At 46.1% G+C, this 24,425-nt stretch carries 22 protein-coding genes; 12 read left to right on the forward strand and 10 right to left on the reverse strand.

Annotation, left to right across the window (positions count from 1 at the left end; translation table 11 throughout):
* Nucleotides 1-44 precede the first annotated feature (44 nt).
* Together L3V27_RS22800 and L3V27_RS22805 are read left to right on the forward strand one after the other, a co-directional pair.
* Nucleotides 45-1,238 (forward strand): multidrug effflux MFS transporter, encoded by a 1,194-nt coding sequence (locus L3V27_RS22800; RefSeq protein WP_005397036.1) that lies wholly within the window; start codon nt 45-47, stop codon nt 1,236-1,238.
* A 91-nt stretch (nt 1,239-1,329) separates the two neighbouring features.
* Nucleotides 1,330-1,614 carry a hypothetical protein gene (locus tag L3V27_RS22805; RefSeq protein WP_005397034.1) on the forward strand — a complete coding sequence of 95 codons (285 nt, stop codon included), beginning with the start codon at nt 1,330-1,332 and terminating at the stop codon, nt 1,612-1,614.
* 27 nt (nt 1,615-1,641) lie between these two features.
* Here the strand turns inward: L3V27_RS22805 and L3V27_RS22810 are convergent, their stop codons facing one another.
* The 4 genes from L3V27_RS22810 to L3V27_RS22825 form a co-directional block, all read right to left on the reverse strand.
* Nucleotides 1,642-2,097 (reverse strand): DoxX family protein, encoded by a 456-nt coding sequence (locus L3V27_RS22810; protein WP_012841278.1) that lies wholly within the window; start codon nt 2,095-2,097, stop codon nt 1,642-1,644.
* A gap of 10 nt (nt 2,098-2,107) precedes the next feature.
* A complete protein-coding gene (locus L3V27_RS22815) occupies nt 2,108-2,866 on the reverse strand; it encodes a DNA-binding domain-containing protein (protein ID WP_237312815.1) in 759 nt (252 codons plus the stop codon).
* Entirely contained in the window at nt 2,863-3,732 is an 870-nt protein-coding gene (locus L3V27_RS22820) for a DUF692 domain-containing protein (RefSeq protein WP_176320643.1), read from the reverse strand. The genes L3V27_RS22815 and L3V27_RS22820 overlap by 4 nt, the downstream gene beginning before the upstream one ends.
* Before the next feature lie 82 nt (nt 3,733-3,814).
* The gene (locus tag L3V27_RS22825) at nt 3,815-4,075 is read right to left on the reverse strand and encodes a DUF2282 domain-containing protein (RefSeq protein WP_104971071.1); all 261 of its coding nucleotides are present in this window, start codon (nt 4,073-4,075) and stop codon (nt 3,815-3,817) included.
* 280 nt (nt 4,076-4,355) lie between these two features.
* Here L3V27_RS22825 and uvrD point away from each other — a divergent pair, with 280 nt between their 5' ends.
* Nucleotides 4,356-6,530 carry a DNA helicase II gene (gene uvrD, locus L3V27_RS22830; RefSeq protein ID WP_046874565.1) on the forward strand — a complete coding sequence of 725 codons (2,175 nt, stop codon included), beginning with the start codon at nt 4,356-4,358 and terminating at the stop codon, nt 6,528-6,530.
* A gap of 760 nt (nt 6,531-7,290) precedes the next feature.
* On the opposite strand, the gene ggt is transcribed toward uvrD, so the two are convergent.
* The 4 genes from ggt to rarD all read right to left on the reverse strand — a co-directional run bounded on the left by ggt (nt 7,291) and on the right by rarD (nt 11,717).
* Entirely contained in the window at nt 7,291-9,057 is a 1,767-nt protein-coding gene (ggt, locus tag L3V27_RS22835; protein WP_237312817.1) for a gamma-glutamyltransferase, read from the reverse strand.
* A gap of 98 nt (nt 9,058-9,155) precedes the next feature.
* Nucleotides 9,156-9,827, reverse strand: coding sequence for a LysE family translocator (locus L3V27_RS22840; RefSeq protein WP_046874563.1), 672 nt, complete (start codon nt 9,825-9,827; stop codon nt 9,156-9,158).
* A gap of 101 nt (nt 9,828-9,928) precedes the next feature.
* A complete protein-coding gene (locus L3V27_RS22845) occupies nt 9,929-10,726 on the reverse strand; it encodes an AraC family transcriptional regulator (protein WP_006743074.1) in 798 nt (265 codons plus the stop codon).
* 73 nt (nt 10,727-10,799) lie between these two features.
* Complete coding sequence (gene rarD, locus L3V27_RS22850; RefSeq protein ID WP_006743075.1) at nt 10,800-11,717, reverse strand: EamA family transporter RarD; 918 nt, start codon at nt 11,715-11,717, stop codon at nt 10,800-10,802.
* Nucleotides 11,718-11,891: 174 nt separating this feature from the next.
* Here rarD and recQ point away from each other — a divergent pair, with 174 nt between their 5' ends.
* The 3 genes from recQ to L3V27_RS22865 all read left to right on the forward strand — a co-directional run bounded on the left by recQ (nt 11,892) and on the right by L3V27_RS22865 (nt 14,992).
* Nucleotides 11,892-13,727, forward strand: coding sequence for an ATP-dependent DNA helicase RecQ (recQ, locus tag L3V27_RS22855; RefSeq protein ID WP_104971068.1), 1,836 nt, complete (start codon nt 11,892-11,894; stop codon nt 13,725-13,727).
* Between the two features lie 9 nt (nt 13,728-13,736).
* The gene (locus L3V27_RS22860; RefSeq protein WP_104974685.1) at nt 13,737-14,042 is read left to right on the forward strand and encodes a DUF3630 family protein; all 306 of its coding nucleotides are present in this window, start codon (nt 13,737-13,739) and stop codon (nt 14,040-14,042) included.
* Nucleotides 14,043-14,323: 281 nt separating this feature from the next.
* A complete protein-coding gene (locus tag L3V27_RS22865; RefSeq protein WP_237312819.1) occupies nt 14,324-14,992 on the forward strand; it encodes a 7-cyano-7-deazaguanine/7-aminomethyl-7-deazaguanine transporter in 669 nt (222 codons plus the stop codon).
* Nucleotides 14,993-15,172: 180 nt separating this feature from the next.
* On the opposite strand, the gene gppA is transcribed toward L3V27_RS22865, so the two are convergent.
* Nucleotides 15,173-16,666, reverse strand: coding sequence for a guanosine-5'-triphosphate,3'-diphosphate diphosphatase (gppA, locus tag L3V27_RS22870; protein ID WP_046874560.1), 1,494 nt, complete (start codon nt 16,664-16,666; stop codon nt 15,173-15,175).
* Nucleotides 16,667-16,685: 19 nt separating this feature from the next.
* On the reverse strand, nt 16,686-18,005 hold the full coding sequence (gene rhlB / locus L3V27_RS22875) for an ATP-dependent RNA helicase RhlB (RefSeq protein ID WP_005397003.1): 1,320 nt from the start codon (nt 18,003-18,005) through the stop codon (nt 16,686-16,688).
* A gap of 111 nt (nt 18,006-18,116) precedes the next feature.
* On the opposite strand from rhlB, the gene trxA reads away from it, so the two are divergent.
* The 6 genes from trxA (at nt 18,117) to fre (ending at nt 23,937) form a co-directional block, all read left to right on the forward strand.
* Nucleotides 18,117-18,443, forward strand: a complete 327-nt coding sequence (gene trxA / locus L3V27_RS22880) for a thioredoxin TrxA (RefSeq protein WP_004745500.1) — start codon at nt 18,117-18,119, stop codon at nt 18,441-18,443.
* Nucleotides 18,444-18,639: 196 nt separating this feature from the next.
* Nucleotides 18,640-19,899 carry a transcription termination factor Rho gene (gene rho / locus L3V27_RS22885; RefSeq protein WP_005378757.1) on the forward strand — a complete coding sequence of 420 codons (1,260 nt, stop codon included), beginning with the start codon at nt 18,640-18,642 and terminating at the stop codon, nt 19,897-19,899.
* 105 nt (nt 19,900-20,004) lie between these two features.
* Nucleotides 20,005-20,997 (forward strand): hypothetical protein, encoded by a 993-nt coding sequence (locus L3V27_RS22890; RefSeq protein ID WP_012841282.1) that lies wholly within the window; start codon nt 20,005-20,007, stop codon nt 20,995-20,997.
* Nucleotides 20,998-21,089: 92 nt separating this feature from the next.
* Nucleotides 21,090-22,943 carry a 4-hydroxy-3-polyprenylbenzoate decarboxylase gene (gene ubiD / locus L3V27_RS22895; protein ID WP_104971067.1) on the forward strand — a complete coding sequence of 618 codons (1,854 nt, stop codon included), beginning with the start codon at nt 21,090-21,092 and terminating at the stop codon, nt 22,941-22,943.
* On the forward strand, nt 22,940-23,209 hold the full coding sequence (locus tag L3V27_RS22900; RefSeq protein WP_012841284.1) for a 2Fe-2S iron-sulfur cluster-binding protein: 270 nt from the start codon (nt 22,940-22,942) through the stop codon (nt 23,207-23,209). Before ubiD ends, L3V27_RS22900 begins: the two co-directional genes overlap by 4 nt.
* Nucleotides 23,210-23,223: 14 nt before the next feature.
* Nucleotides 23,224-23,937, forward strand: a complete 714-nt coding sequence (gene fre / locus L3V27_RS22905; protein WP_005398442.1) for an NAD(P)H-flavin reductase — start codon at nt 23,224-23,226, stop codon at nt 23,935-23,937.
* Nucleotides 23,938-24,425 lie beyond the last annotated feature (488 nt).

A 24,425-nucleotide genomic window follows, 5' to 3' on the forward strand; every position in this document is an offset into this window, starting at 1 on the left:
GATTAAGCTCTATCCAAAGTTCTTTATCCAATTCGGAGTGTTGTGTGCCTAGCCAGTTTTCTAATAGTAAAAAACAGATGGCGTTATTGACCCTTTTGGTTCTTTTCAGTCCTCTTGCGATTGATATTTATCTACCTGCTTTACCTCTTATTGCTTCCACTTTTCAGGTCGATAATGCGCTAGCACAAGACACGATCACTTGGTTCTTATTTGCGATGGGTGTCGGGCAACTGTTTGCTGGCCCTTTGGCAGATAAACTCGGACGTCGAACTGTTGCATTGGGCGGTATCACTATCTATGCGATGAGCGCTTTATTGGCGTGGAGTGCTCAAAATATTGAATGGATGTTGGTTTCCCGACTGCTACAAGGCTTAGGTGCGTGTGCGACATCGGTAGCAGCCTTTGCAACAGTTCGCGATATCTTTGGCCCGGAAAAAAGCGGCAAAATGATAAGCTATCTTAACGGCGCGATTTGTTTTATTCCGGCATTAGCTCCAATTCTAGGTAGTTGGTTAACTCAGCAATTTGATTGGCGAGCTAACTTCAGCTTTATGGCGGGCTTTGCCGTTGTGTCCGGTTCATTGATGTTTTTCATGATGAAAGAGACTAACCCATCAACGGAAAAGCAAGCCGTGTTTAAGCTCAGCCGTTATTGGGCAGTGCTTAGCACACCATCTTTTGTTTTCCATGCGTCATTATGCTTGATGGCTATGGCGGTTATTCTTGCTTACGTTACCTCAGCACCGTCGGTATTGATGACAGGGATGGGGCTGTCGATGAATGAATTCACTTTCTGGTTTGGTGTGAATGCGGTGATAAACATTGCGGCATGTATGTTGGCGCCTAAGTTTATGGAGCGCGTTGGAACTCACAACACCTTGGTCACCGGGATCTCAACTCTGGGCCTCGCAGGTGTGATCATGCTAGTGATGAATGGTCAGAATACAGCGCTTTCTTTCATGCTACCTATTTTCATGTCGTCAGTGGGTTTTGCATTCATTCTGGGTGCAGCGGCAGGGAAAGCATTGGAACCGTTTGGTGACAAAGCGGGTACGGCTGCGGCACTGCTTGGGTTGTTCCAAATGAGTGGCTCTGGTTTGTTGGTTGGTACGTTGCAGCGTTTATCTTTGGAGCCTCAAACACTGATCGCAATTCATATGTGGGTTCTATTGCCTGCGTTGGTGGTTCTGTTTACAAAAGCAGGTAAGAACTGGCATTCAAGCTTTGCGAAAGCGTAAAACAGTGTAATTTAGTATTTTCCAATGTAAGTAAGGCGTGTATATTTGTCGTTCAGACTTTTCCTGACACCATAACGGAACTCAAAAAGTAATGTCGTTAACCACGTATGAAATGGCTCGTATTCTAGAGCAAATGGAAGATTCACCAGAAAAGGTGATGTTTGGCAAGTTGCTTAATGAGCTGGGTAATCAAAGCTCCGAGCGTATTCGTAGTGCGGCTAAACAAGTACCTCTGCCAATTTTGCGTGATATCGTGTACCAATTCCAGCAAGTGATTGAGTCGCGCAAAGGCGAACAAGTTGAGCTGTTGGCAAAAGATCTTGCTCAACAGGGCATCTCAGCTGATGAGCTTCTTGCTTACTTAAATAAACAATAAAAAGTCCCCGCCACTGCGGGGATTTTTTTATCGCGTCAGCTTGTTCTTTATAACATGGTCAATAGAGATAACTCCCGGTCCCCATACGATGACCACTAAAATCATGAATCCCCACAATTGATGGTCATAGAACCCTTTTTCCCACAATACCGGGTAAGAGATGACCGCGATGATATTGAACACAAACAGAATCGCAGCCATCGGGCGGGTAATTAATCCCAACGCTAAAAATACTGGCAGAATTAACTCGGCAGCCGTTCCCATGTAGGCCGCTAACTCCCAAGGCAAAAGTGGCACTTGGTATTCCAATTCGAATAGATACAGCGTGCTATCCCAAGAAGAAACTTTGATTAACCCTGAATTGAAGAACACCCATGCAACCCACAAGCGACAAAAGAGAAGTAGTAAAGGGACAAAGCCAGCTTGTAAGGTATTGATCAAGTCGTCGTACCGATTGACTAAGTTTTTAACCGTATTCGTCATAGAGTGCTCCTTAGATTGATTTCAATGTAAAGCCGTCAACGAGATCGAGTGCCATGATGCTATTAAGGTGAACGAGCAAAGCTTCGGGTATTTCGCTCAAACTGTGCTTCTGCTCTAAACATTGCAGCAGTTGAAAAACATCGGTATCGAGTGCGTGACATTGAGCTTCTCCATTGGCTTGAATCGAGATGACACCTCGCTGTAATTGATTGATATTGAGCTGTTCAAACTCTTGGTGTTGAATCGCATGAAAGAGATCAAATACGGCGTAGTTTGAGTCAAAGCTGCGACTGCCAGTGCGCAAATGAAACACCAATTGAGGTTGTTGTTCTTCCGTCACTTGGGCAAGTGCAGATAAAGGGGTTCGATTTGGTTTTTCGACTTTCTCATTCTGTATTTGTCGAGCTAAGTCCATATGCCATTCAAACCTTGCGACTTCAGGAGTGTACGGGGCTTGGGTCATGACCTGACTAAACTGCATAATCGTATCTTGAAAGCCTGCACCATAATGTACGACATTACCTTCTGCTAAGGGGTGAGAAAGCACGTGTTGGCGAGCAATTTGATCGAAGCATTCTTTTCCAACTAAGGCTTCAACCATTGGGTAGGTCGCTGCCAATACCTCACTCAAGCTGATGATAAAGTTATTGCGGTAAATCTGTATGCGTTCATCTGCTGTAAACTTGTCACTCACAATGTCGCATTCTTCACCGAGCGCTTGATAATGTAGGGCTTTAGCAAATTGACTCTGCAAGGTCGCAAGATTCATGACGCTTTCCTTTTGCTCTTTTGGTCAATCAAATGGTTTTGCTGCAATAGTGAGGATGCTTTTTCTGCTTCGCCAAGGAGGATTTCTGGTGCAGGAATATCCAAATCCCATTCAATCAGCGTATGGCGAGGGCCGTGTTTTTGTGTCCAACTGACGAACAGCTGCCATACTTCATCACTGACGGGACGGCTATGGGTATCAATCCAAATCTCACCTTTATCCAACGGCTTAATAGTAAAACCTGCCAAATGAATCTCGTCGACTTTGTCGGCTGGAATCGCATCTAGGTATGTGTCGCAATCAAAACCGTGATTGAAGGCGGAAACATATACGTTATTTAAGTCGAGTAATAAACGACAGTCGGTGCGCTTTTGCACTTCGGTAAGAAAGTCCCATTCACTGATGGTTGAATGGTGAAACTTCACATAACTAGATGGGTTCTCAATTAAGATTTCACGTTGTAGATATTCTTGTACTTCAAGCACGTTACGAGTGAAGACTTGCAGCGCTTCTTCCGTGTAAGGCAAGGGAAGTAGGTCATTGAAGTAGTGACCACCATTTTCACTCCAGCTTAAATGGTCAGAGACGAAGAGCGGGTCAATTGTATTTATCAATGCTTTTAGTTGCGCTAAATGTTTCGTATTCACACGTTCCACCGAACCCAGCGACAAACCAATACCGTGGCAACTAATTTGGTAGTGCTCGCGTAATGCTTGCAGTTGATGGCGCTCTACTGAATTGGGCTGAAAGTAGTTCTCGCTGTGGATTTCTAACCACGACAGCTCAGGTTTATGTCGGCTAAAATAATCGAGATGAGGGGAGCGTAATCCGACGCCAGCAAGAGGATGGAAAGAGTGATGTTTCACGTGAAACTCCTTTTCTGATTGGCGAGTAACTGGGGGCGTTGGTTAAAGTGCAACGCGCCCCACAGAAACTTGTGATGTTGAGTTATGAGCCGCTGGTGCTACCGCCAGCCAATTTGTCACACAATCCTTTAGGAACGACAACAAAAGCATCTTTTTGGTTGTCTTCTTTAGAGGTGCCCGCGCAAGAGCTGTTTTTCGTTGCGCAGTCATTTTTACCGGCTTTCGCCACGCCATAACACTTTTCTTTTTCTGCTGCGACAGCAGGGGATGCAGTGAGCATGGTGCCACCAAGAGCAAGAAGACCAGTAACAGCAGCAGTAACAGCAAGATTCGATTTTTTCATCATAATTTCCTCTGAGTGATTTCCTTTTACTTTCATTCGGCAAGTCGATGCGCCGTTTGGCGTACAACCTTTATCTACTTGCTTAAATTAAAAGATAGAGATGAGGCAGAAAAACTTTCATAAAAATAACTCTCGCGAATGGTTTTGGGGTGATTACCTTCGTTAACTCTTTGAATGAAAGATTAAAAAAACAACGAATTTTTTATCAAGTTTTGTCTAAACAGCACCCAGCTGTTTAGGTTATAATCGGTTTTTATGTATAAATAACCAGTAGCTCATCATGATGGATCCATCTCTATTACTCGACGGTCTAAACGATAAACAGCGTGAAGCCGTTGCAGCTCCTCTAGAAAACTTACTTGTCCTTGCTGGTGCAGGGAGTGGTAAGACTCGCGTTCTTGTTCACCGTATCGCTTGGCTTATGTCAGTCGAGCAAGCTTCTCCTTTCTCGATCATGTCGGTCACCTTCACCAATAAAGCGGCAGCAGAAATGCGTGGTCGTATTGAAGAGTTGATGATGGGCAGTGCATCTGGCATGTGGAATGGGACTTTCCACGGTATTTGTCACCGCATTTTGCGTGCACACTATCTTGATGCCAAGCTACCGGAAGATTTCCAAATCATAGACAGCGATGATCAGCAGCGCTTGTTAAAGCGTTTGATCAAAGCACAAAACTTGGATGAAAAGCAGTGGCCTGCACGCCAAGTTTCATGGTGGATTAATGGTAAGAAGGACGAAGGATTACGCCCATCGCATATCGACGCTTATCACGATCCAGTGACCAAAACTTATTTGCAGCTGTATACCGCTTACCAAGAAGCGTGTGATCGTGCTGGCTTAGTGGACTTTGCGGAAATTTTGCTGCGCGCGCATGAGCTACTGCGTGACAACAAGTTTGTGCGTGAACACTACCAAGCACGCTTTAAACATATCTTGGTTGACGAATTCCAAGACACAAACAACATTCAATACGCTTGGCTACGCATGATGGCTGGCCCAGATTGTCACGTGATGATTGTTGGTGACGACGACCAGTCAATTTATGGTTGGCGCGGTGCAAAAGTCGAGAACATTGAGAAGTTCACGCTGGAGTTTCCGAGCGTGAACACCATCCGTCTCGAACAAAACTATCGTTCGACGAAGACGATTCTTGAAGCGTCCAATACCTTGATTGCGAACAACACTGAACGCATGGGTAAAGAGCTGTGGACGGATGGCAATGTGGGAGAGCCGATCTCGGTTTACAGCGCTTATAACGAGCTTGATGAAGCGCGCTTTGCGGTCAATAAAATCAAAGAGTGGCAAGAGAATGGCGGCGCATTGAATGATGCTGCGATGCTGTATCGTAACAACGCGCAATCTCGTGTTTTGGAAGAAGCATTAATTCAGGCAGGCTTACCGTACCGTATTTACGGAGGCATGCGATTCTTCGAGCGTCAAGAAATCAGAGATGCGTTGAGCTACTTGCGTTTGATGGCGAATCGCAACGATGATGCCGCGTTTGAACGTGTCGTGAATACCCCAACACGTGGTCTGGGCGATAAGACGCTAGAGACTATCCGTCGTGCAGCTCGTGATAGAGGGTGCACTATGTGGGAAGCCAGTCTGGCAATGCTCGATGAGCAAGTATTACCGGGTCGAGCAGCTGGTGCGTTAAGTCGTTTTGTCGAATTAATCACCGCGCTGGAAGACGATACACTAGAAATGCCATTGCACGAGCAAACGGACCACGTGATCAAGTACTCGGGTTTGTTTGCGATGTATGAGCAAGAGAAGGGCGAAAAGTCTAAAGCTCGCATAGAAAACTTGGAGGAGCTGGTTACCGCCACTCGCCAATTCGAAAAACCAGAAGAAGCGGAAGAAATGTCTCTGCTGACGGCATTTTTAACACATGCGGCTCTAGAAGCGGGCGAAGGTCAGGCGGACGAATTTGAAGATGCAGTCCAACTGATGACGCTGCATAGTGCGAAAGGTTTGGAATTCCCATTGGTATTCATGGTCGGTGTGGAAGAAGGTATGTTCCCAAGCCAGATGTCCGCTGAAGAGGCAGGGCGTTTGGAAGAAGAGCGCCGTCTGTGTTATGTGGGCATGACGCGCGCGATGCAAAAGCTCTACATTACTTACGCGGAAATGCGTCGCCTATATGGCCAGGACAAATACCACAAACCATCGCGCTTTATTCGTGAATTACCAGAAACGTGTTTGGATGAAGTGCGCATGAAGGCGCAAGTGAGTCGCCCTTCAAGTAGTGGACGTTTTAGCCAAACCGCAGTAAAAGAAAACTTCAATGAGACTGGTTTTTCACTAGGTTCTCGTGTGATGCATCCGAAATTTGGTGAAGGAACGATCATCAACTTTGAGGGCAGTGGCCCACAAAGCCGAGTGCAGATTGCTTTCAACGGTGAAGGCATTAAATGGTTAGTCACCGCTTACGCGAGACTGGAGAAGCTGTAGGGCTTTTGTGAAAAAATGAACATAAGAGCTGCTTCGGTGGCTCTTTCTGTTTTGGCTGTTTGGAATCAACAAAATGCTGAAAGATAGGGAGCTAAATGACGCTATTCGAAAAGGCTCTTGGTCTAAATCGCTTATCTTTAGACAAAGAAAAACCCCGAGGGCTTACGCCCGTCGGGGTTATAGTCTTACTCGCAGCAATCCAGCTACTAAAAGTGCTCCATGCATCAAATCCTTGATAGCGTGCTGCATTCCTTCAGCTTAATCCTTTCGTCGCCTTCCTAGCGGTGTCCTTGACCTTATCCTGGTCTGCTAACCATCCTCGTTAGCTCTCATCACTTGTTCCCTGAGCGGTGTCCATGACATCATCCTGATGTTCAGTCCTTTCCTCGTCCAGAGGTGTCCATTTCCCGTCCTTAGTAGCAACCGTCCTAGTTGCTATTGATTCCGTTCAATGTCCAGTTTTGCAATCCATGCCCGACTATTCATCCTGAATACCCGTTTCTTCTTCCTGAAGTTCACCAAATCCGTGGTGTTTCCTGTTCCGTGTCAGCATCCTTCCGACAAGATTCATATTACGCTCTTCACGATTCTCAACAATGGTCGAAGCCCACATTTTTCTCAATCAAAAGCGTTTGAAAAATAAACATATTTATATTATTCAATAGTTTATGTTTGTTTGTGGGCTGTTTTACCATTAAAAAAGAGAGGTTTGCTCCACTCCTTGTGAGAGATCTCGCACAAGGAGTCGAGCAAAACAGGCCTATTTGCCGATTGCTGCTCCTTCTCGACGAGGATCTGCGGCACCTTCTAGTCCATCTTTTGTGATGCGTATCGCATGCAGTCCAGAATTCAAATCACGAACATTGGTTTTAAAGCCCATCTTCTCCAGCTCTGGCTGTAAGCCTTCTGCAGCGGTACCTTGCTCAATATCTAAGGTGCCAAAACGGTCGAGTAATCGTGGTTGATTGATTGCTTGTTGGATATCCATATCCCATTGCGTGTGGGCAATGATGGTTTGCGCCACGTAACCGATGATTCGACTGCCACCCGGAGAGCCTATTGCCATGTAAGGTTTGTTATCTTTCATCATAATGGTCGGGGCCATTGAAGATCGTGGACGCTTGCCTGGTTCTATGCGGTTGGCGATTGGGATTCCGTCGTTATGAGTACGGAAAGAAAAATCGGTCAGTTCATTATTGAGCAAGAAGCCACGCACCATTAAGCGCGAGCCAAACGCATTCTCAATGGTGGTCGTCATGGAAACCACATTGCCTTGCTTATCGACGATATTGAAATGGCTGGTGGAAGGGAGTTCAATGGACTCGTCCATGCTTAAGTTCATTGCGTGCGACCACGGAGGATTGCCCGCTTCAACTTTGCTTAGTGCTTTGCCGACTTGGATCAGCTCTGCTCGCTGCTGGAGGTAGCTTTTATCAAGCAAGCCTTGAGTTGGCATCGGCACGTAATCTTGGTCTGCCATGTATTTACCACGGTCAGCAAACGCTAGACGCGATGCATCGGCGAGTACTTGCCAAGATTTAATGCTGTTAGCCCCCCAGCCTTTGAGATCGTACTGTTCAGTGATCGCCAAAATCTGACCAATGGTGAGCGCGCCAGAGCTTGGTGGTCCCATGCCGCAAATGTCATAGCTTTGGTATGCTGCACAAACCGGCTCACGTTGTCTGATTTGGTAGGTATCAAAGTCGGGTTGGGCTAATACACCGGGGTTACCCGGCGCGTTTTGTACCGTCTCGATAATGTCTCTGGCGATATCCCCATGGTAGAAGGCTTGGGCGCCTTGCTTAGCAATAGCACTCAGCGTTTGTGCGTATTCAGGGTTTTTTAATAGCGTACCTTCGGTTTTTGGCGAGCCATCCGAGTTAAAGAAATAGGCTTTTGTGACTGGAAAGCGTGATAAACGCTCGGCGTCTTTTTCTATCAAGCTTGCTAGGCGAGGACTGACTTTGAATCCTTGCTCCGCAAGCGAGATAACAGGCAGAATGATCTTTTTCCATTCCAGCTTGCCGTATTTCTGGTGAGTATCCCACAATAGTTTCACGGTGCCTGGTGTTGCGACAGAGCGTCCACCAACCACGGCATCGTAGAATTGCAATGGCTGACCGTTCTCATCTAAAAATAGCTTTGGCGTTACGGCGAGGGGGGCGGTTTCACGCCCGTCGTAAGTGGTCAGTTTTTGCTTTTCGGTATCCCAATACACTAAGAACGCACCGCCACCAATACCTGATGACTGGGGTTCAACTAAGCCAAGCATCAATTGCACCGCGACCATGGCATCTATCGCATTCCCGCCTTGCTCAAGTATGTCTGCACCCGCTTGGGTCGCCAGTGGGTTAGCAGCGGTAACCATATAATCTTTAGCTTTGACCAGCTGCTTTTGCTCAATGCCAGTGCTGTGCTCTGGTGCGACCGAATCTGCAGCTTGGTTAGCGAAGGCTTGTCCAGTGAAGGTGAAAGGGGAAGTAAGAAAAAGACCCGAGAGTACGAGTCGGTTAAATGTCCATTGCATGATGACTCTCCATGTTGCCAACTAAGGTTATTCAGCTTGGCAGCCACGGAGATAGTCGTCGAGTTTCCTATTAAAGAAATGTCGAGTGTGCGACGCTTTTAAATCAGAGAGTTATCGAGAAAGGAGCGGAAGGTTTGCACTAAAATACTGCTGCCAACTAGGGTAAATACCACACCACATAAACCATCTATATAAATGCCGGCTTGCTGCAATCTTGTTTGCAAGCGCTGCGTTGACAGCATCCATGCAAGGCTAGAAAACCAGAGTAGCGACAAACCAAACAAAATCACCAGAGCAATTCCTTTTCCTGTCACCGACATGCCCACTGGGACAAGGCTCGACATTAAACTCACAAAAAATACTAAGGCTTTGGGGTTGAGAATATTGGTTGCGAACCCCTTGGTAAACGCCTGACGTTTATTACCGATCACAAGGTTACTGTTTTTGCTTGGCTGATCAGAAAGTGGGTTTTTGATCGTCGCGATCACGCCGCGCAGTGCACCGATACCCAAATACAACAGATAGCTGCCCCCAAGCAATTGTAAGACGGAGTAGAGCAGAGGATGCTGGTGAACTAAATAGCTCACCCCCGTTAGGCTGAATAAAGAATGCAGCAAAATACCGACTGATAAGCCAAGCGCAATGTATAAGCCAGTTTGACGGCCATGACGGGTGGCATTTTGTACCACAAGCGCAAAATCCGGACCTGGGCTCATTAAGGCAATGAAGTGGATACTGGCAAGCGTTAAAAGGATAGTCGATTCATTCATAACACATCTCAAAACATAGTGGATATGAGTTATTGTCGTGATTCTTATTCGGTAGTGCTTGTAAAAAACTAGCAGTACTGAATACCACAGCGTATGAGATATTAGCGTGCCACTTGTGAAGGCGAGACGCCATAGGTTTGTTTAAACGCTTTACTAAAGTGGGCTTGATCATAAAAGCCCACTTGATAGGCGACGTCCGTACCACACCATCCTGCTTGGAGTAGTTTCATTCCTTGCTCTAATCGCAAGCGAGCAAACCAAGCGTAGGGAGTCATCCCCGTTTGCGCTTTGAAATGGCGTTGAAACTGCGTGGGGCTCAGTTGGCAGAGCTCTGATAGTGCATCTAAACGAACCGTTTGGTCGAGATTCGCCATTAAGTAATCTTTTAAGGTATGCAAAGACTGTTTCCCAAGAGGAACCACTTTTTGCCTCGCGAGTGATCCGTAGCGATCAAAAAGTTGATTAAATCCTTCAAAAGGAAGGCAATCTTTGGTGAGTTGGCTGAGGTTCTCGCGGCGAAGAAGAGCATGCAAGTTACTAAGTTGTGAAAATATCTGTGGATCGGAGATGATCAACTCATTAAAGCGTATTATTTGACCATTTTGACTAAGATCGGCAAGATCGCTGAGTAGGTGCGGCTCGATCGCAAATACATTCACTTCATAGCCACTTTCGAGCTTAGAGTGCCCGTCGTGCAGTTCATCTGGCGGCATAATTACGATTTGCCCATGACCCACTTGATGGCTACAGCCTTGATATTGGAACTTTTGCGTGCCATGCGTGATCAGACCGAGGTGAAAATCCAGATGATAGTGCCTTTGAAAAGCAAACTTCTGGTATTTCGCCTCGATCAGGCTCAGCTGATCATGGTCGGTTGCGTAGTATTGAATCTGTTCCATTACATACAAAAAAGCTTGGTCACATTATGACCAAGCTTATCTAGCAATTTCTAACTTGTCTTGTAAAAAACGATCACTGTGGCTGAACGATTCGGCGTGAGCGACGGTTGTTGCGCAGTCCATCAAAGCTAAATACGACTAGCGCTCCCCAAATAAAGGCAAAGGTAATCGCTTTATCCATGGTAAAGGGTTCGCCATACATCAGTACTGCAAGTAAGAACATCAAGCTTGGGCCAATGTACTGGAAAAAGCCCAATGTTGATAATTTGAGTCTTGTTGCCGCACCCGTAAAACAAAGTAGGGGCAGTGTGGTAATCACCCCTGCTGCAATCAACAAGCTATTTAATGCTAACGGGTTAGTGAGCATATTCGACGTTGGGGTTTCTGCAATAAACAGCAGATACACGGCGGCGACAGGCAGAAGAAGTAATGTTTCGATAAACAATCCTGTTTTTGCATCGACACTGACTTTCTTCCTTAAGAGGCCATAGAAGCCGAAACTCATTGCTAACGCCATCGCAACAACGGGCACGGAGCCGAATACAATCAATTGGACCAGTACACCACAGCCCGCTAATACGACAGCAAACCATTGCAACTTACGAAGTCGCTCTCCCAAAAAGACCATGCCGAGCAAGACATTGATTAATGGGTTAATGTAATAGCCTAAGCTCGCGTCAAGCATATGATTGGAATTGACCGCCCAGATGAAAATCAGCCAGTTTCCGCCAATTAATACAGAACTTGCGATCAGGTAAGCGATCTTCGTTTTGTCTTTCGCGATGTAGTAAACCGAGCGCCAGTGACGGCCAAAGTGAAGGAGTGCGGCAAGCAAAAAGAAAGACCAAATCACTCGGTGGCTCAGAATCTCCAAAGGGGATACTTGTGCGATGGATTTAAAATACATCGGCGCAATGCCCCACATGGTATAGGCACCAATCGCCAGCAAGATACCTTGCCGAGCGCGTTGTTGTTCGTCTTCTGGTGTCATAAGGTGTCACCTAATTGTGTGTTTATAGAGCAGAAAATCAGTATACGAGTCGTGATGCGAAACACCTAGCAATTTGCGGTTTTATTCACCACGAAACCCCATTACAATGTGCCCTCACTTTGTGTGCCTGGGCATGCAAAAGCATTTCTACGATCACTCAATCTGAGATTATTCATGACCTCAACCTTGCTAGCCGAACAATCAGATACGCCTGTAACGCCTCAACGTGTGTTGGAGGAAATCTTCGGTTACCAGACGTTTCGTGATGGTCAGCAAGAAGTTATTGAAGCCGCTATCGAAGGCAAAGACAGCTTGGTCATCATGCCGACTGGTGGCGGTAAATCTCTCTGTTACCAAATTCCGGCGTTAGTGCGCTCAGGGATTACCTTGGTGATTTCACCGCTGATTTCATTGATGAAAGACCAAGTTGATCAACTGAAAGCCAATGGTGTAGCAGCGGAGTGTGTGAACTCGACCATGAATCGAGAAGAGCTACTGAGTGTGTATAATCGCATGCACTCTGGTCAGCTTAAGCTAGTGTATGTCTCGCCAGAGCGCGTGTTAATGCGTGACTTTATTGAACGTTTAGAAAACTTACCCTTATCTATGATCGCCGTGGATGAAGCACATTGTATCTCTCAGTGGGGACATGATTTTCGCCCAGAATACGCGGCGTTAGGTCAGTTAAAGCAACACTTTTCGCATGTGCCCTTTATGGCACTCACTGCCACTGCCGATGATGCGACGCGTCGTGATATTCTAGAACGCTTACGCTTACATGAGCCTCAGGTGTATCTAGGAAGCTTTGATCGTCCCAACATTCGTTACACCTTGGTAGAAAAGCACAAACCGGTTTCTCAAATCATTCGCTATCTAGCCACCCAAAAGGGAAGCTGCGGCATTATTTATTGCGGCAGTCGTAAGAAAGTTGAAATGGTGACCGAGAAGCTATGCAACAACCATATCCGCGCTGCTGGTTATCATGCAGGAATGGATACTGAAGAGCGAGCTTACGTTCAGGAAGCTTTTCAACGTGATGACATTCAAATCGTCGTTGCGACGGTTGCATTCGGCATGGGTATCAATAAGCCAAACGTGCGCTTTGTTGTGCATTTTGATATTCCACGTAACATCGAGTCCTATTATCAGGAAACTGGTCGAGCAGGGCGAGATGGCCTGCCTGCCGAGGCGATGATGTTGTATGACCCAGCCGACATCAGTTGGTTGCGTCGTATGTTGGATGAAAAAGATGATGGACCGCAGAAGCAGGTAGAAAGCCACAAACTCAATGCGATGAGTGCTTTTGCGGAAGCGCAAACCTGTCGTCGTCAGGTACTGCTCAACTATTTTGGAGAGTATCGCGAAAAGCCGTGTGGTAACTGCGATATCTGCCTGGACCCACCAAAACACTTTGATGCGACCGAAGAAGCGCGCAAAGCGTTGTCGTGTGTTTACCGCGTTAACCAAAGTTTTGGTATGACGTATGTGGTTGAGGTGCTGCGTGGGATGCAAAACATTCGTGTGCGCGAACATGGCCACGATAAAATTTCGACTTACGGCATTGGTCGTGATCACAGCCATGATTACTGGGTAAGTATCTTCCGCCAGTTAATTCATAAAGGGCTGCTATTTCAAAACATCACTCGTAACTCGACGTTGCAATTAACCGAAGAAGCACGTCCATTACTACGTGGTGATGTGTCTTTAGAACTTGCAGTTCCACGTTTAGATACCGCAGCACGTGCCGCGAAGTCGGATAAACTGACCAGCAAAAACTACGATAAGAAGTTGTTTGCCAAATTACGTAAGCTACGTAAGTCGATCGCCGATGAAGACGGTTTGCCACCATACGTGGTATTCAGTGATGCGACCTTGATTGATATGGCAGAAATGCTGCCAACGTCATACGGCGAAATGTTAGCGGTTAGTGGCGTTGGTCAACGTAAACTAGAAAAATACGCCGATCCATTCTTGGATCTGATCCAAGAACACATTACTCACCACGGATAAGGAATCCATATGCACAAGGAATTTGGTCTCGCTGATTACATTGTTGAAGAAGGGCGTCTTATTATTATCGCTCCAAGCTTCGACCTCGATACTTTTCCGGCACTGGGTGAGCGTTTGGTGGGATTATTATCTGCGTCTGTGGTAGAAAAACAGTGGGATGCGGATATTCACTCTTGGTTGATCGATTTTGAAGGCTGCCGCTTATTTATGAAAGCGGAGCACTACAGCGAAGCGATTTGGTTTGAAGCGCTAACAATAGAAGAGAGTAGGGAAGAGCTCGACTATTTAGCCGGATTGTTCCAACGCGGCTTCTAAATTCAAGTTATCTATTCTTTAAAGGGTGTTTCACATGAAACACCCTTTCTTATTTTTGCATCAAAGCCCTTGGTTTGACGTGATGTTCGCGAAGAAACGTTTGCGTATAAAACACCGCTTGTGAGTAAAATTGGTTAATGTATAATCGCCCACCGCTTTACTCTGAATGAGTTAAGCTAGTTTAATCGTCATTTTTTACATTGTTGGTAAGAGTGCTTTTCTCTGTAGAAAACGCTCGATTTGGGTTCCCTCGCCCCCAAACCAAACTAAAAAGGTATCGCATGAGTAACTTTACCCCTGCGCAGCAGCGCAACGCCCTTATCTATCTGGTTTTATTTCATCTAGTCATTATTGCATCCAGCAATTACCTAGTTCAGCTACCGTTTACTATCTTTGGCTTACATACCACCTGGGGTGCATTCACCTTCCCATTTATTTTCCTTGCGACGGATTTAACCGTACGTATTTTCGGTGCTCAGTTGGCGCGTAAGATCATTTTCTTAGTAATGTTGCCTGCTTTGGCTGTCTCTTACTTCTTATCGGTGGTGTTCTTCGAGGGGCAGTTCCAAGGTTTTGGTCACTTTGGGGAATTTAACTTATTCGTTGCTCGTATCGCGATTGCTAGCTTCATGGCGTATCTACTTGGTCAGATTATGGATGTGCACGTGTTCAACCGCCTACGCCAAATGAAACAGTGGTGGGTGGCCCCAACGTGTTCAACGCTTTTTGGTAATGCACTGGATACCATCGCCTTCTTCGCGATTGCGTTCTACCAAAGTCCAGATCCATTTATGGCGGAGCATTGGACGGAAATCGCGCTGGTGGACTACGGCTTTAAGTTAGTGATTAGTCTTGGTCTGTTTGTGCCTATGTACGGCGTACTACTGAATTACTTAATTAAGAAGCTAACGGCAGTGAACCCTAACTTTAAAGTTACGACGACGGCATAGTTTTCATCAGTTAATAGCAACAAAGCCGCTTTTGATAGCGGCTTTGTTGTTTCTAAAGCAAATGTACAGCGAAATGAGTATTTAGATCATCGGTGTCTCAAAACTCTATGAGTTGTACATAGGATAATAACGGGTATTAAAAAGGCTCCAGAAGGAGCCTTTGTCATGGGATAACAACCATTAATCAGAGGTAATCGTTAATGGCCAACCGATATCAGTTTGACGGTTGGATTCGATTTCTAGCTCAGCGGCGGTCAACGGGTTGGCCGCTAGCCACTGTGCATCAATGTTTAATGTTAGGTTGTCACCTTCAGCCGTTAATACGACGTTTGGCTCTAAGTTTTGGTTGCGACGGTGAGTCAACAACACCGCTAAGCGCAACAACCGCAGTACGCGCTTGGCACTTGAGCCTGATAACGCGTGTTGCTCAGGCAGTGAGGTGAGTTGTTCTCGATAACGACGGGCAATCTCACCAATAAAGAACTTCTGCGCGCGAGTGTAGCCAGGTAAATCCAAATTCTGGAGTAGGTAAGCACTGTGCTCACCGCCTTTTTTGAAATCGATCGTTAAGCCGATTTCATGCAGCTTTGCGGCGGTTTCAAGCAATATCTTGCCTTGAGGTTCCGTAATCCACTCATCGCCGCCGGCTTGCTCCAATAGTTTGCTTGCCAGTGTCGCAACTTGTTCACCGTATTGGTGATCGAGCTGATAACGATTTTGTACGCTGGCAATTGTGCGAGCACGGATGTCTTCTTGACGTAGCTCTTCAACCATCTCGTAGACTAAGCCTTCACGTAGTGCGCCGCCAGCGAGTGTCATCGCGTCGATTTCCAGTAATTCAAAAACGGCAATCAAAATAGATAAGCCACTAGGGAACACTAATGCACGCTCAAGCGTTAAGCCTTCAATGTCGAGTTCTTCTAAATGATCGGCTAACATGGCTTGCTTCTGCAGGCGTTTCAATTTGGAGTGAGTGATTACTTCGTCCATACCTTGCGCTAGCATTATCTCTTGCAATGCCTGAACGGTGCCTGATGCGCCAACGCACACATCCCAACCGATTTCTGTATAGCGCTCTAGAATTGGCTGGATTGTCTGCTTCGCGCCTTCAATTGCTGCGTCAAAGTTACGCGCATTCAACTGGCGATCTTTAAAGAAGTTTTCCAGCCAAGTCACACAACCCATTTTTAAACTGGTCAGTGCTTTGGCTTCGAAACCTTCACCGATGATGAGCTCGGTACTTGCGCCACCGATATCGACAACAAGACGGCGACCGCTGCCTCCAGAAGTGTGTGCGACACCTTTATAGATAGTGGCCGCTTCTTCTTCACCGGAGATAACGTCGATTGGTTGACCAAGAATCTGGTTCGCTTTCTCCAGAAACACATCTACATTCGTGGCGGTACGTAAAGTGGCTGTGCCGACAATACGAATGTTTTGTTTAGGAATATCCTGCAAGCGTTCCGCAAATAGACTTAAGCAGTCCCATCCTCGCTGCATAGCTTCCATACTAAGAGAATTATGTTCATCTAGGCCCGCGGCTAGACGAACCTTGCGCTTAATTTTAGCCATTGTTTGAACGCTGCCATCGATATGACGCACAACGAGCATGTGAAAACTGTTCGACCCGAGGTCGATGGCGGCGTATAGCGGCGATGATCCTGCTTGACTCATAAACGAACTCAGTTTCCTTTTACGATTGTTTTGGTGCCGATTGACGCGGTTGGCGTGGACGACGTCCTTGCGGCTTGCGGTTACCTGAACCTGAACGAGTACCGCCAGTATTCGTACGACGCTGTTGGTTGCGTGGCGCACGCATACGAATTGGCGCTGGCAGATCTTGGATCAACGCTGACGAATCGTATTCTGAAACTGGGATAGTGTGCTCAATGTATTCTTCGATTGCAGGCAGGTTAATTGCGTACTCTTCACAAGCAAAACTGATTGAGTGGCCGCTTGCACCAGCACGACCGGTACGGCCAATACGGTGAACGTAATCTTCACAGTCGTCAGGAAGGTCGTAGTTGAAAACATGCGTCACTTGAGGAATGTGCAGACCACGCGCAGCAACGTCAGTTGCAACAAGAATGTCGACATCACCTTTGGTGAATTGCTCAAGAATCTTTTCACGTTTCTTCTGCGGTACATCACCAGTAAGAAGACCGACACGGTGTCCATCGGCCGCCAAGTGACCCCAAACCGATTCACACTTGTGTTTCGTGTTCGCAAAAATGATGGCGCGATCTGGCCATTCTTCTTCAATCAAAGTTTGAAGGAGGGCCATTTTATCTTCGTTAGAAGGGTAGAAAAGTTCTTCCTGAATGCGGTGACCAGTTTTCTGTTCTGGCTCTACCACAACATGCTCAGGAGTGTTCATGTGCTCAAATGCCAGTTCTTGAACACGGTAAGAAAGCGTCGCTGAGAACAGCATGTTCAAACGCTCTTTTGGTTCAGGCATACGACGGAACAAGAAGCGAATGTCTTTAATAAAGCCAAGATCGAACATGCGGTCGGCTTCATCCAGAACAACGGCTTGAATGTTGTTAAGGTTGAATACGCGCTGTTTGTAGAAATCGATGATACGACCTGTCGTACCAATCAGAATATCGACACCATCTTGCAGCTTATTCAATTGCTTATCGTAGCTTTCACCACCGTAAGCCAAAGCGGTTTTTAGACCAGTGCTCTCAGTTAATGCTTCTGCATCATTGTAAATCTGAATAGCAAGCTCACGTGTTGGCGCCATAATGATTGCGCGTGGCTGCGTAGGTTTACGACCTTCATGCTCTGGTGTCGTCAAAAGGTGGTTGAATGTAGCAGTAAGAAACGCGAGCGTTTTACCAGTACCCGTTTGGGCCTGGCCTGCGATGTCTTGGCCGGTGAGCAGGACCGGCAACGCCAAGGCTTGGATAGGGGTACAAAATTCGAACCCTTTTTTGTCCAATCCTTCAATAACTTGGGGCTTTAAGCCCAAATCGGCGAACTTTTGCTCTGTGATATGCGTCTTTTTCATGGCTATAGAATATCAGCTAAAGCTTGCAATACGAAAGTAAATACATTCCAATAGGGCATCTAATTACTGGTTATCATCCAACCAGTTTCGAAAAACACATTGGAGTGGAAGATGAGTGATAAGATTTTGCAGCTAACTGATGACGGTTTTGAAAACGATGTAATCAACGCTGCAGGCCCGGTTCTAGTGGATTTCTGGGCAGAATGGTGTGGTCCTTGTAAAATGATCGCTCCTATTCTGGACGAAATCGCAGACGAGTACGAAGGCAAACTCACTATCGGTAAACTAAACATCGACCATAACGCAGGTACACCACCTAAGTTTGGTATTCGCGGCATTCCAACGCTACTGCTATTCAAAGACGGCAACGTAGCGGCAACGAAAGTTGGTGCTCTGTCTAAAACTCAACTAAAAGAGTTTTTGGACGCAAACTTATAATCACCAAGTGATTACAGATAAAACCGTGCAAAGTAACAACGCACGGTTTTGTTTTTCTAACTCTGGACTAGAATACTAATTAGTGCTAACTTATCGCGCGTTAATTGAACAAATTTCTCTTCTTGGTCGATCCTGAGACCAAATCCATCTTAACTAGAAAACAGATCTTATTTTGACTAAACAAGAATCCACCACCATGAACCTTACCGAACTGAAGAACAGACCTGTGTCTGACCTTGTAAAACTGGGCGAAAGCTTAGGATTAGAGAACCTAGCTCGCTTAAGAAAACAAGACATCATCTTCGCGATTTTAAAAGCGCACGCTAAAGGCGGCGAAGACATCTTTGGCGATGGGGTTCTGGAAATTCTGCAAGACGGCTTTGGTTTCCTACGCAGTGCAGATAGTTCATACCTTGCGGGTCCGGACGATATCTACGTATCACCAAGTCAGATTCGTCGCTTTAACCTACGTACTGGTGACTCTATCGCTGGTAAAATTCGTCCACCAAAAGACGGTGAACGCTACTTTGCCCTTCTAAAAGTCAATACCGTTAACGACGACAAACCAGACAACGCTCGTAACAAGATCCTATTTGAAAACCTTACCCCTCTGCATGCAAATGAACGCATGGTAATGGAGCGTGGTAACGGTTCTACAGAAGACATCACAGCACGTGTTTTAGATTTGGCATCGCCTATCGGTAAAGGTCAACGTGGTCTGATTGTTGCTCCGCCAAAAGCGGGTAAGACAATGCTTCTGCAAAATATTGCTCAAAGCATCGCATACAACCACCCAGAGTGTGAGTTGATGGTACTTCTTATCGACGAACGTCCAGAAGAAGTAACAGAGATGCAGCGTCTAGTTAAAGGTGAAGTAGTCGCGTCGACTTTCGATGAGCCAGCATCTCGTCACGTACAAGTAGCGGAAATGGTAATCGAGAAAGCGAAACGTCTTGTTGAACACAAGAAAGACGTGGTTATCCTGCTTGACTCTATCACTCGTCTCGCTCGTGCTTACAACACCGTAGTACCTTCATCAGGTAAAGTACTGACAGGTGGTGTGGATGCAAACGCACTACACCGTCCTAAGCGTTTCTTTGGTGCAGCACGTAATGTTGAAGAGGGCGGTAGCCTAACGATCATCGCAACGGCACTAGTAGATACTGGTTCTAAGATGGATGAAGTTATCTACGAAGAGTTCAAGGGTACAGGTAACATGGAACTGCACTTGAACCGTAAGATTGCTGAGAAGCGTGTATTCCCTGCGATTGACTTCAACCGTTCAGGTACACGTCGTGAAGAGCTACTGACGAAGACTGATGAACTACAGAAAATGTGGATTCTGCGTAAGATCGTTCACCCAATGGGCGAAATCGACGCGATGGAATTCCTCATTGATAAGCTAGCGATGACGAAGACCAACGATGAGTTCTTCGATGCGATGCGTCGTCAGTAATAGCTGAGTCCTTATTCTAAAAAAGCCACCGTTAACGGTGGCTTTTTTGTTGCTTTCTCCCGATGGAAGCATCAGAATGAGGAGAAATGTTATCGGGAGGTTAACATGCAACAAGGAATGTTGTCGTCATTACTCCTGAGCTTGTCACTTATCACACTACCCGCGACGTTATCTGCCAAGGAAATGCAGGAGTCTGTAGTAGAACAGTGGCTTCAGGATACTCAAATACAGGCTAAAGTCTCTGAACTGCTTGATTACGTTGTCAGGGATGAGGTCGACTCGCTTAAATTTGCCCTTGATCGACTAGCTTTACCTCAACAAGAGGTCGTGCGTTTTCGGTTATTGGAAAAGCTTGAGAAGCAAGATGTGATTCTCACGCCTAGAATGGCTCTGTTTGTTGAGTCTCAGATCCGTATGACTCCTACTTATCAGGTTCTAGAGCGGGGGGACGGGTATGAGTTTAGTGTGCCTGCCTTTAACTTTCCTGCCATTGCGAGCCGCTTGATTAAGCGTTGGAAGCAAGACCAAAGTACCTTGGACTTTGTACTACAAGCTGAGCGGAAAGAGCTCGACTTAAAGCAATGGCTTACAGGGCAATCTCAACAAGTTCAGGCGCGTGAAGCACTTTTGATTCGAGAGTTGGACAGCTTATCACCGCATGCGCTTGCCGCATTAACCACTCAGTTAACCAAAGCGAATGTGACCAGTTGGCTACCATCGACAGCCGTGATCGTGAGATTAGCGCAAGTAAGTCAAGATGAGGAAGTGTACAACTTACTCTGGCGGATGAGAGCGGATTACAACAGCCAGTCCGAACTCGAGCGTTTAGCTACGGTTGGGGACGTTTTTTCAATTCAGCAATTGATGAACTCCACCGTCAATCCGTCACTCAAACCAGAAGCCATTAGTCTACTCACAAAATCCAACCCTTTATCTCCGCAAGTGAAACAGTTTCTAGTTAGCAAAATGGCACTATCGGAAGAAGCTACAATGGTCGCTCGAGAGCTGGCGCAGCAAGGGCATCAAACCTGGTTGGAAGAGTTAGTCTCTAACAACCATCAAGTGAAGACCCGGCAGATAGAGCAAGTATTAAAGTAATCTGGCTCACATACCCACACAAAATAGGAGGATCTTAGCGTCCTCCTATTTGTTATACTGCGGACAGTTTAATCAGCCAGTCATGAAGGCCTATGAGTTTTAAGGATTTACGCGAATTTATCGACCACCTAGAACAGAAAGGTCGACTTAAACGCATTGCTCACCCAGTCGATCCCGCTTACGAAATGACAGAAATCAGTGACCGCACCTTGCGTGCTGGTGGACCTGCGCTGTTGTTTGAGAACCCAATTGGCTACGACGTACCTGTTTTGACCAACCTATTTGGTACACCAGAGCGTGTCGCGATTGGTATGGGACGTGAAGATGTTAAAGAATTAAGAGAAGTCGGTAAGCTGCTGGCTTATTTGAAAGAACCTGAGCCACCAAAAGGCTTCAAAGACGCATTGGAAAAATTGCCAGTGTTCAAGCAAGTATTGAACATGCCAGCCAAGCGTCTGCGTAAAGCGGCGTGCCAAGAGATTGTGTGGCAAGGTGATGAAGTCGACTTGGACAAAATCCCGGTAATGAGTTGCTGGGCGGAAGACGTTGCACCACTTCTTACGTGGGGCTTAACCGTGACCAAAGGTCCAAACAAGAAACGTCAGAACCTAGGTATTTACCGCCAACAGAAAATCGCCAAGAACAAAATCATCATGCGTTGGTTAGCTCATCGCGGTGGTGCGCTTGACCTACGTGATTGGATTGAAACCAATCCAGGTAAACCTTTTCCGGTTTCGGTTGCGTTTGGTGCAGACCCCGCAACCATTCTTGGCGCAGTAACGCCAGTGCCAGATACGCTATCGGAATACGCGTTTGCAGGTTTGCTGCGTGGCAGCAAAACTGAAGTCGTTAAGTCAGTCAGCAATGATTTGGAAGTGCCAGCAAGCGCGGAAATCGTCATGGAAGGCTATATCGACCCAAACGAGTTTGCTGATGAAGGCCCATATGGTGATCACACTGGTTACTATAATGAAAAAGAAAAGCACCACGTGTTTACCATTACGCACATTACTATGCGTAAAGACCCAATCTATCACAGTACCTACACAGGTCGTCCGCCAGATGAACCTGCTGTATTGGGTGTGGCATTAAACGAAGTGTTTGTGCCGATTCTGCAAAAGCAGTTCCCAGAGATCGAAGACTTCTATCTACCGCCAGAAGGTTGTTCGTACCGAATGGCAGTCGTCACTATGAAGAAGCAGTACCCAGGACATGCCAAGCGCGTAATGATGGGTGTGTGGTCTTTCTTACGTCAATTCATGTACACCAAGTTTGTTATTGTGTGCGATGAATCGGTAAACGCGCGAGATTGGAATGATGTCGTTAAAGCCATGTCAGAGCATATGGATCCTGTACGTGATACCTTGATGATAGACAACACGCCAATCGACTCGCTCGACTTTGCTTCGCCAGTGGTTGGGCTTGGCTCTAAGATGGGCTTGGATGCGACCATTAAATGGGATGCTGAACTCGCGACACGAACCAAGGTTACTGAGCGTGACAATAAAGCGATTAACGAAGCGGATCTGGATGCATTAAAACAGCAACGTCCTGAGATTGTTGATGTCTATCTACCAGCCACAGCAAACAACCAATTTGCTGTTGTGACCATGAAGAAAGACCAAGCCGGTCAATCTCAAGAATTGATGGAATATTTATGGGGTTTCTTTGCTCAATACACGGATAACAAATTCATTATCTTGTGCGACGATGACGTTAATGTACGAGATTGGAATGACATCATTTGGGCTGTGACAACTCGAATGGACCCAGATAGAGACACAACTCAAGTGCGTGGTAATACTGAGAGTTCATCCAAATTAGGATTGGATGCGACCAACAAGTTCGAATCTGAAGTCACGCGCGAGTGGGGTACGCCTATCAAAAAAGATCCTAAACTTGTGGCTAAAGTCGATGAGATTTGGGACCAGTTAGGTATTCTATGAGTCATCAAGTCCACCTTCTACCAATGGACGTTACGTTTCCAGTAAAAGAAGGGGAGACGGTGTTGGAAGCTGCGCTCAACAACAATATTCGCTTCCCACACCGTTGCCAAGTTGGCGCTTGCGCCATGTGCATGTGTAAAAAGCTAACGGGCGAGGTGAATTACCACCTCGAACCGATGCTAACCGAAAAAGAGCAACAGCAAGGTTGGATATTCCCTTGCCAAGCCTATACAGAAAGTAATTTAGTGCTTACTTTTGACGAGTAAGCGAGAGGAACACCATGACCATCCAATGTAAAGTAAAGTCTATTCAGCCGTTAGCTTGTAATACTTACCAAATCCTTCTTCATCCAGAATCACCAGTGCCTTTTAAAGCGGGTCAGTACCTAATGGTGGTGATGGGTGAAAAAGACAAACGTCCTTTCTCTATCGCGAGCAGCCCTTGCCGTCATGAAGGTGAACTTGAACTGCATATCGGTGCGGCGGAACACAACGCTTACGCTCAAGAAGTTGTCGAAGCAATGCAAGCGGCGCTTGAAACTGATGGTCAGATTGAAATTGATGCCCCGCATGGTGATGCTTGGGTTCAAGAAGAAAGTGAACGTCCACTATTATTAATTGCTGGTGGTACAGGTTTTAGTTACGTGCGCTCGATTCTGGATCACTGCGTCGCGCAGAATAAAACCAACCCTATCTATCTATATTGGGGGGCGCGTGATAACTGCCAACTTTATGCAAAAGAAGAACTGGTCGAGATCGCCGATAAGTTTACTAACGTTCACTTTGTTCCAGTTGTAGAAGAAGCACCTGCTGATTGGCAAGGTAAGGTTGGTAACGTGCTACAAGCGGTGAGTGAAGATTTCGAAAGCTTAGAAAACTACGATATCTATATTGCAGGTCGATTCGAAATGGCTGGCGCAGCACGTGAACAGTTCACTCAGAACAAGAAAGCGAAGAGCGAACGTATGTTCGCAGACGCGTACGCATTCATTTAAATACGGCTTATGAGGCAAAAAAAGAGGGTTTTTTACCCTCTTTTTTGCTTTTTTGATGAAATAGTCATCGAACAGTCAGTTTTCTCCATTTTTTTTCAAAAAAGGGTTGCGAACGGATCTGAGTTCCCTATAATGCGCATCCACCGACACGGCAGACGCGATAAGGCTTCAGCAGGGTCGGAGAGGTAAAAAGCTTCTACGAAAAATAAAATTGAAAAAGTGTTTGACACTGCCAATTAAATCGCTAGAATGCACCTCCGCTTTGAGAGAAAAGCTTCTCGAAAAGCAAGCTCTTTAACAATATAGACCTATCAATCTGTGTGGGCACTCGTTGATGATAATCCAATTAGATACTTCGGTATCAAATTAGGTTTCAATGAAACGAAGTGACCATTGAATCTTCGGATTCAGCACAGTCAATTCAAACATTACTTATGTAATGTTCAGTATTCATTGAGCCGAACAAAATCTTAAATTGAAGAGTTTGA

The organism is Vibrio sp. J2-3(2022) (assembly GCF_021725735.1).
Taxonomy (GTDB): Bacteria; Pseudomonadota; Gammaproteobacteria; order Enterobacterales; family Vibrionaceae; genus Vibrio; species Vibrio diabolicus.

Bases quoted from the DNA above. Each gene is read 5' to 3' on its own strand.
- L3V27_RS22845 (WP_006743074.1), bottom strand. From the start codon at position 10,726: ATGGAACAGATTCAATACTACGCAACCGACCATGATCAGCTGAGCCTG.
- rarD (WP_006743075.1), bottom strand. From the start codon at position 11,717: ATGACACCAGAAGACGAACAACAACGCGCTCGGCAAGGTATCTTGCTG.
- rho (WP_005378757.1), top strand. From the start codon at position 18,640: ATGAACCTTACCGAACTGAAGAACAGACCTGTGTCTGACCTTGTAAAA.
- L3V27_RS22810 (WP_012841278.1), bottom strand. From the start codon at position 2,097: ATGACGAATACGGTTAAAAACTTAGTCAATCGGTACGACGACTTGATC.
- gppA (WP_046874560.1), bottom strand. From the start codon at position 16,666: ATGAGTCAAGCAGGATCATCGCCGCTATACGCCGCCATCGACCTCGGG.
- L3V27_RS22815 (WP_237312815.1), bottom strand. From the start codon at position 2,866: ATGAATCTTGCGACCTTGCAGAGTCAATTTGCTAAAGCCCTACATTAT.
- rhlB (WP_005397003.1), bottom strand. From the start codon at position 18,005: ATGAAAAAGACGCATATCACAGAGCAAAAGTTCGCCGATTTGGGCTTA.
- L3V27_RS22865 (WP_237312819.1), top strand. From the start codon at position 14,324: ATGAGTAACTTTACCCCTGCGCAGCAGCGCAACGCCCTTATCTATCTG.
- L3V27_RS22890 (WP_012841282.1), top strand. From the start codon at position 20,005: ATGCAACAAGGAATGTTGTCGTCATTACTCCTGAGCTTGTCACTTATC.
- L3V27_RS22805 (WP_005397034.1), top strand. From the start codon at position 1,330: ATGTCGTTAACCACGTATGAAATGGCTCGTATTCTAGAGCAAATGGAA.
- fre (WP_005398442.1), top strand. From the start codon at position 23,224: ATGACCATCCAATGTAAAGTAAAGTCTATTCAGCCGTTAGCTTGTAAT.
- trxA (WP_004745500.1), top strand. From the start codon at position 18,117: ATGAGTGATAAGATTTTGCAGCTAACTGATGACGGTTTTGAAAACGAT.
- L3V27_RS22840 (WP_046874563.1), bottom strand. From the start codon at position 9,827: ATGAATGAATCGACTATCCTTTTAACGCTTGCCAGTATCCACTTCATT.
- L3V27_RS22900 (WP_012841284.1), top strand. From the start codon at position 22,940: ATGAGTCATCAAGTCCACCTTCTACCAATGGACGTTACGTTTCCAGTA.
- L3V27_RS22860 (WP_104974685.1), top strand. From the start codon at position 13,737: ATGCACAAGGAATTTGGTCTCGCTGATTACATTGTTGAAGAAGGGCGT.
- recQ (WP_104971068.1), top strand. From the start codon at position 11,892: ATGACCTCAACCTTGCTAGCCGAACAATCAGATACGCCTGTAACGCCT.
- ggt (WP_237312817.1), bottom strand. From the start codon at position 9,057: ATGCAATGGACATTTAACCGACTCGTACTCTCGGGTCTTTTTCTTACT.
- ubiD (WP_104971067.1), top strand. From the start codon at position 21,090: ATGAGTTTTAAGGATTTACGCGAATTTATCGACCACCTAGAACAGAAA.
- uvrD (WP_046874565.1), top strand. From the start codon at position 4,356: ATGATGGATCCATCTCTATTACTCGACGGTCTAAACGATAAACAGCGT.
- L3V27_RS22825 (WP_104971071.1), bottom strand. From the start codon at position 4,075: ATGAAAAAATCGAATCTTGCTGTTACTGCTGCTGTTACTGGTCTTCTT.